The sequence below is a fragment of the Photorhabdus heterorhabditis genome, from assembly GCF_018448905.1.
Taxonomy (GTDB): Bacteria; Pseudomonadota; Gammaproteobacteria; order Enterobacterales; family Enterobacteriaceae; genus Photorhabdus; species Photorhabdus heterorhabditis.
Window position 1 is genome coordinate 1 of sequence record NZ_RCWA01000072.1, and the last position, 6972, is coordinate 6972.

The window sequence follows — 6972 nt, forward strand, 5'->3', positions numbered from 1 at the left end:
GATTGGCTGTTGATTTACGTGAATACCTGAGTGCGATTTTACCGGATTATATGGTGCCGGTCGCGTTTGTGCAGCTGGATACCTTCCCGCAAACCCCGAATGGTAAGCTGGATCGCCGGGCGTTGCCTGCGCCGGGGGAAGAAGATTTTGCTCGTCAGATTTATGCCGCCCCGCAAGGGGTGGCAGAGATCACCTTGGCGGCTATCTGGCGTGAGTTGCTGGGGATTGAGCAAATCAGCCGACATGATAGTTTCTTTGCGTTGGGTGGTCATTCACTGCTTGCGGTGCGGATGATTGAACGCCTGCGTCAATTGGGGTTGACACTGACGGCGCGCGATCTGTTCCAGTCTCATGCTCTGTCGGAGCTGGCTCAAGCGTTGGGACAGCATCAGGCTGTGATAGTGCCGCCTAATGTCATCACGCCGGAAACCACATCTCTGATGCCAACAATGTTGCCACTGATTGATTTGACTCAGACTGACATTGACCGTCTTGTCGAGCAGGTACCAGGAGGAATGACCAATATTCAGGATATCTATGCGTTGTCACCGTTGCAGGACGGTATCCTGTTCCATCATCTGTTAGAACAGGAAGGTGATCCGTATTTGTTGCTCTATCCGGTGACTTTTGCTAACCGGTCACTACTGGATCGTTATCTGGCAGCGGTACAACAGGTGATTGATCGTCATGACATCTTGAGGACGGCTTTTATTTGGCAGGGATTGTCAGTCCCGGCGCAGGTCGTTTGGCGTCGGGCACGGTTGCCTGTGACAGAATTGACGCTGGACCCGGCGGACGGCCCAGTGATTGATCAGTTAACCCAGCGTTTTGATCCGGGTCAGTACCGTCTTGACCTGACTCAGGCACCGTTACTGCATTTTATTATCGCTCAGGAAACCGATGGCCGCTGGTTCTTACTGGAATTGCAGCATCACTTGATCGGTGACCATGAAACGATGGAAATGATGCACCGTGAAGTGCAGGCACATTTTGCCGGGCAAGGGGAACGCCTGTCTGCGCCGGTACCATTCCGCAATCTGGTGGCGGAAGCCCGGCTGGGGGTGAGTCAAGCAGCGCATACTCGCTTCTTTACCGAGATGTTGGCTGAGGTAGATGAACCGACGCTGCCGTTCGGGCTGACAGAGGTGCATCGTGACGGATCTCAGATGAGGGAATCTCACCGGATGCTAACGACTGCGTTGAATGACCGTCTGCGTAGTCAGGCCAGACATCTGGGTGTCAGTCTGGCGGCGCTGTGTCATCTGGCTTGGGCGCAGGTATTGTCGCGTACCAGCGGGCAGGAGAAAGTCGTGTTCGGCACGGTGTTGTTTGGGCGCATGGCTGTGGGAGAGGGGGCTGACAGTGGGATGGGGTTGTTTATGAATACTCTGCCATTGCGACTGGATATGGATGAAACCCCAGTACGGGACAGCGTGCGGGCGGTGCATCTACGACTGGCTGAATTACTGGAACATGAGCATGCTTCACTGGCGCTGGCCCAACGGTGCAGTGGTGTACAGGGGGAAATCCCACTCTTTAGCGCCTTGTTCAACTATCGGCATAATGATCAGCTATCGTTTCTGGATGAGACGATGGATGGCATTGAATTCTTGGGCGAACAGGAACGTACTAATTATCCCTTTGGATTGTCGGTGGAAGATGGTGGTTCCACGTTGGGGCTGACCGCTCAGGTGGTACAGCCGTTTGATCCGGATCGGTTATGCGGTTATATGCAACAGGCGCTGGAAAGTCTGGTGGAAGCGCTTGAACAGGAACCGGCGACGCCGGTACGTACGTTGAATGTGCTGCCTGAAACGGAGCGTACCCTGTTGTTGGAAACTTGGAATACCATTGAAACTCCGTATCCTGACCCGTTATGTATTCACCAACTGTTTGAACAACAGGCAGAGAAAACCCCAGAGGCGACCGCGTTAGTGTATGAAGAGCAACGTCTCAGTTATGCCGAATTAAATGTCCGCGCCAACCGGCTGGCCCATCAAATGATTGCGCTGGGTGTAGAGCCAGATCAACGGGTGGTGATTTGTGTGGCTCGTTCTCCGGCGATGGTGGTGGCGCTGTTGGCGGTGCTGAAAGCCGGTGGGGCCTATGTGCCGTTGGACCCGACTTATCCGGTAGAACGACTGGCGTATATTCTGAATGATACGGCCCCATCAGTGTTACTGGTTGATGAAGCTGGCAGGGTAGCGCTTGGCGAACAAGCGCTTGCTGGGCTGACGGTACTTGACTCGAATGCTTTACCAGACCAGCCGGACAGTAACCCACAGGTACCCGCGTTGACGCCACAACATCTGGCTTATGTCATTTATACCTCTGGTTCAACTGGGCAGCCGAAAGGGGTGATGGTGGAACATCAGGCAGTGTATCAACGTCATCTGGGTTTTAATGAGATTTATGGCGTCACTGTGCAAGATCGGTTGTTGCAATTTGCCTCTTTTGCGTTTGATGTTTCAGTAGAAGAATGCTGCTTGTCCTTGTGTAATGGCGCCACATTAGTGATGCGCGATGAGCGTTGGCTGACTTCTATGCAGGAATTTATTGCCTTAGCCTGGCAAAACTATATCACGGTGATGTCTCTGCCGGCGTTGTTTTGGTCGGAACTGGTTGCCAGAGATAATGGATTACCGCTACCGGATTGCCTCAGACTTATCATCATTGGGGGCGAGGCAGTGAAAAAGAGCGCTGTTCAGCAGTGGTTTGCGCGGGAAGTCCACCGTCCACGACTATTAAACGCTTATGGCCCGACGGAAAATACCGTGACGGCAACCTGTAAGGAGATATTATTCCCGACAGACGATAGTTCTATTGGCCGCCCGGTTAAAAATACCTGTATCTACCTGCTGGACGGAGATGGTCAGCCAGTACCATTAGGCAGCGTTGGCGAAATGTATATTGGTGGAGTGGGTGTGGCACGGGGTTATCTTAACCAGCAGGAATTGAGTGCGGAATGTTTTATACCCGATCCATTTAGTCGGGTGTCTGGTGCGCGGATGTATCGCACTGGGGATTTGGCCCGTTACTTGCCGGACGGCAATTTGGAATTCTTGGGCCGTAACGACGAGCAGGTAAAAATTCGAGGCTTTCGGATTGAACTGGGGGAGATTGCCACCCGATTGATGGAACATCCGGCGGTCCAGGAGGCGGCGGTGCTGGCATTGGAGGATGGGCAGGGCAAACGTCTGGTTGCCTATGTGGCAGCGGAAGCGAATACGGAGTTGGCTGCCAGTTTACGCGAACACTTGAGTGCCATTTTACCGGATTATATGGTTCCGGCAGCCTTTGTGCGTTTGGATACCTTCCCTCAGACCCCGAACGGCAAGCTAGATCGTCGGGCATTACCGGCACCACGGGAGGAAGATTTTGTCCGTCAGGTTTACGCAGCCCCGCAAGGGGAGACTGAGATTGCCTTGGCGGCCATTTGGCGTGAGTTATTAGGCATTGAGCAGATCAGCCGGCATGATAGTTTCTTTGTGTTGGGAGGCCATTCCCTGCTCGCTGTACGCATGATTGAACGCTTGCGTCGCTTGGGATTGACACTGGCGGCGCGTGATCTGTTTCAATATCCGGTACTGTCAGACTTGGCCCAAACATTGGGACAACATCAGGCTGTAGTGGTGCCGCCTAACGTTATTACACCGACCACGACAGCGTTGACGCCGGCGATATTGCCGCTGATTGAGCTGACTCAGACTGATATTGATCGCATCATCGGGCAGGTACCGGGCGGAGTTGCCAATATTCAGGATATCTATGCCTTATCGCCATTGCAGGACGGTATCCTGTTCCACCACCTGTTGGAACAGGCAGGTGACCCATATCTGCTGCTCTATCCGTTGATCTTTGCGAATCGGTCTCTGTTGGAGCGTTATCTGGCGGCGGTGCAACAGACGGTTGATCGCCATGACATCTTGCGGACGGCTTTTATCTGGCAGGGATTATCAGTTCCGGCGCAAGTGGTTTGTCGCCGGGTGCAGTTGCCCGTGACGGAACTGACGCTGGACCCAGCTGATGGCCCAGTGATTGATCAGTTAACCCGGCGTTTTGATCCGGGGCAGTATCGTCTTGATTTGAGTCAGGCTCCACTACTGCATTTTATTATTGCTCAGGAAACTGATGGCCGCTGGGTCTTACTGGAATTGCAGCATCACTTGATTGGCGACCATGAAACGCTGGAAGTGATGCACCGTGAAGTACAGGCGCATTTTTCCGGACAGGGGGAGCACTTGCCTGAACCAGCTCCTTTCCGCAATCTGGTCGCTCAGGCTCGGTTAGGGAAAAGTCAGGAAGAGCATACCCGTTTCTTTACCGAGATGTTGGCGGAGGTGGATGAGCCAACGTTGCCATTCGGACTGGCGGAGGTGCATCGTGATGGATCTCAGATGAGGGAATCTCACCGGATGCTAGCGCCTGAGTTGAATGATCGTCTGCGTAGTCAGGCCCGGCATTTTGGGGTCAGTCTGGCGGCGCTGTGTCATCTGGCCTGGGCGCAGGTGCTGTCGCATACCAGTGGTCAGGAAAAAGTGGTATTTGGCACCGTCCTGTTTGGGCGCATGACAGCGGGGGAAGGGGCAGACAATGGCATGGGGCTGTTTATGAATACCTTACCGTTGCGACTGGATATCGATGATACCTCGGTACAGGATAGCGTGCATGAGGTGCATCTACGACTGGCCGGGTTGCTGGAGCATGAGCATGCTTCATTAGCGTTGGCACAACGATGCAGTGGTATTGCCAGCGGTACATTATTGTTTAGTGCGTTGTTTAACTATCGACACAATGCCTTATCGGCAACGCCTGATGACATTATCAGCGGTATTGAATTTTTGGAAGGACAAGAACGGACTAACTATCCATTTGGTCTGTCAGTGGAGGACGGTGGTTCCACTTTGGGGCTGACCGCTTTGGTGATACAGCCATTTGAGCCAGATCGGCTATGCGGTTATATGCAACAGGCGCTGGAAAGTCTGGTGGAAGCACTGGAACAGGCACCGGATACGCCGGTACGTGCGCTGAACGTGCTGCCTGAAACGGAACGTACCCTGTTGTTGGAAACTTGGAATACCACAGAAACCCCGTATCCTGACCCGTTATGTATTCACCAACTGTTTGAACAACAGGTAGAGAAAACCCCAGAGGCGACTGCGTTAGAGTATGGAGAGCAACGTCTCAGTTATGCCGAATTAAATGCCCGTGCCAACCGGCTGGCCCATCAACTGATTGCTCTGGGTGTAGAGCCAGATCAACGAGTGGTGATTTGCATGGCACGCTCGCCAGAGGTAGTGGTAGCGCTGTTGGCGGTGCTGAAAGCGGGTGGGGCCTATGTACCTCTAGATCCGACTTATCCGGCAGAACGACTGGCGTATATTCTGAATGATACGGCCCCGTCAGTGTTACTGGTTGATGAAGCTGGTCGAGCGGCGCTTGGTGAAGAAGAGCTTACAGGGTTGACAGTACTTACTCCGAGTACCCTGCCAGACCAGCCGGACAGTAACCCACAGGTGCTCACGTTGACGCCACAACATTTGGCTTATGTCATTTATACCTCTGGTTCTACCGGGCAGCCGAAAGGGGTGATGGTGGAACATCAAGCTGTGTATCAACGTCATCTCGGTTTTAATGACACTTATGGCGTCACTGAGCAAGACCGGCTGTTACAATTTTCCTCTTTTGCTTTTGATGTTTCAGTAGAAGAATGCTGCTTGTCCTTGTGTAATGGCGCCACGTTGGTCATGCGTGATGATCGTTGGCTGACTTCTATGCAGGAATTTGTTTCCTTAGCCTGGGAAAACCATATCACGGTGATGTCTTTCCCGGCGTTATTTTGGTCCGAACTGATTGCCAGAGATAATGCTTTACCGCTCCCGGATTGCCTCAGATTCATCATCATTGGTGGTGAGGAGGTTAAAAAGAGCGCAATTCAGGACTGGTTTGCGCAGGAAAGCTACCGACCTCGACTATTGAATGCTTATGGGCCGACGGAAAATACTGTGACGGCGACCTGTAAGGAGGTTTTATCCCCAACCGATGATTGTTCTATCGGTCGGCCACTTAAGAATACCTGCGTCTACCTGCTAGATAGATACGGTCAGCCTGTACCATTAGGCAGCGTTGGCGAAATGTATATTGGTGGTGTCGGTGTGGCTCGTGGCTATCTTAACCAGCCGGAGTTGAGTGCAGAACGTTTTATACCAGATCCTTTCAGTCCAGTATCCGATGCGCGTATGTATCGTACCGGGGATTTGGCTCGCTACCTGCCGGACGGCAATCTGGAATTCCTTGGCCGTAACGATGAGCAGGTTAAAATTCGAGGTTTCCGAATTGAACCGGGAGAGATTGAAATCCGGTTGGTGGAACACCCCGCTGTGCAAGAGGCAGTGGTATTGGTATGGGAGAATGGGCAGGACAAGCATCTGGTTGCTTATGTGGTGGCGGGAGCGGATGAGGGATTAACTGCTAGTTTACGTGCCCATTTGAGTGCCATTTTACCGGATTATATGGTTCCGGCAGCCTTTGTGCGTCTGGATACCTTCCCGCAAACCCCGAATGGCAAGCTAGATCGCCGGGCATTAGCGCCACCGGGGGAGGGAGATTTTTCCCGTCAGGTCTATGAAGCACCGCAAGGGGAAACTGAGATAGCCTTGGCGGCGATTTGGCGTGAGTTGTTGGGCGTTGAGCCGGTCAGCCGATATGACAACTTCTTCGCGTTGGGTGGTCACTCACTGCTCGCTATGCGAATGACAAACCTTGCTGCTGGTCGGGGCTTGGTTTGTACATTGAATGCGTTGTTCCAATTCCCGGTACTGACTGAACTGGCCGCAAAAATCACGTCAGATTCGCTGTCCCAGCCACAAAACAGTGCCATATCGGTGCGACTTGATGGAACAGAGCAGCCATTGTTCTTTGTTCCCAGTGGAATGGGGGACTATTCCTATGTCTTCGGGCTGGCTAACCATC

General features: G+C 52.9%; 1 protein-coding gene. It reads left to right on the plus strand.

What is annotated here, in order from left to right; genetic code table 11:
* Positions 1-6972: non-ribosomal peptide synthetase (locus tag EAE89_RS22010; protein WP_214086580.1), on the plus strand; the 6972-nt coding region annotated here is incomplete at both ends.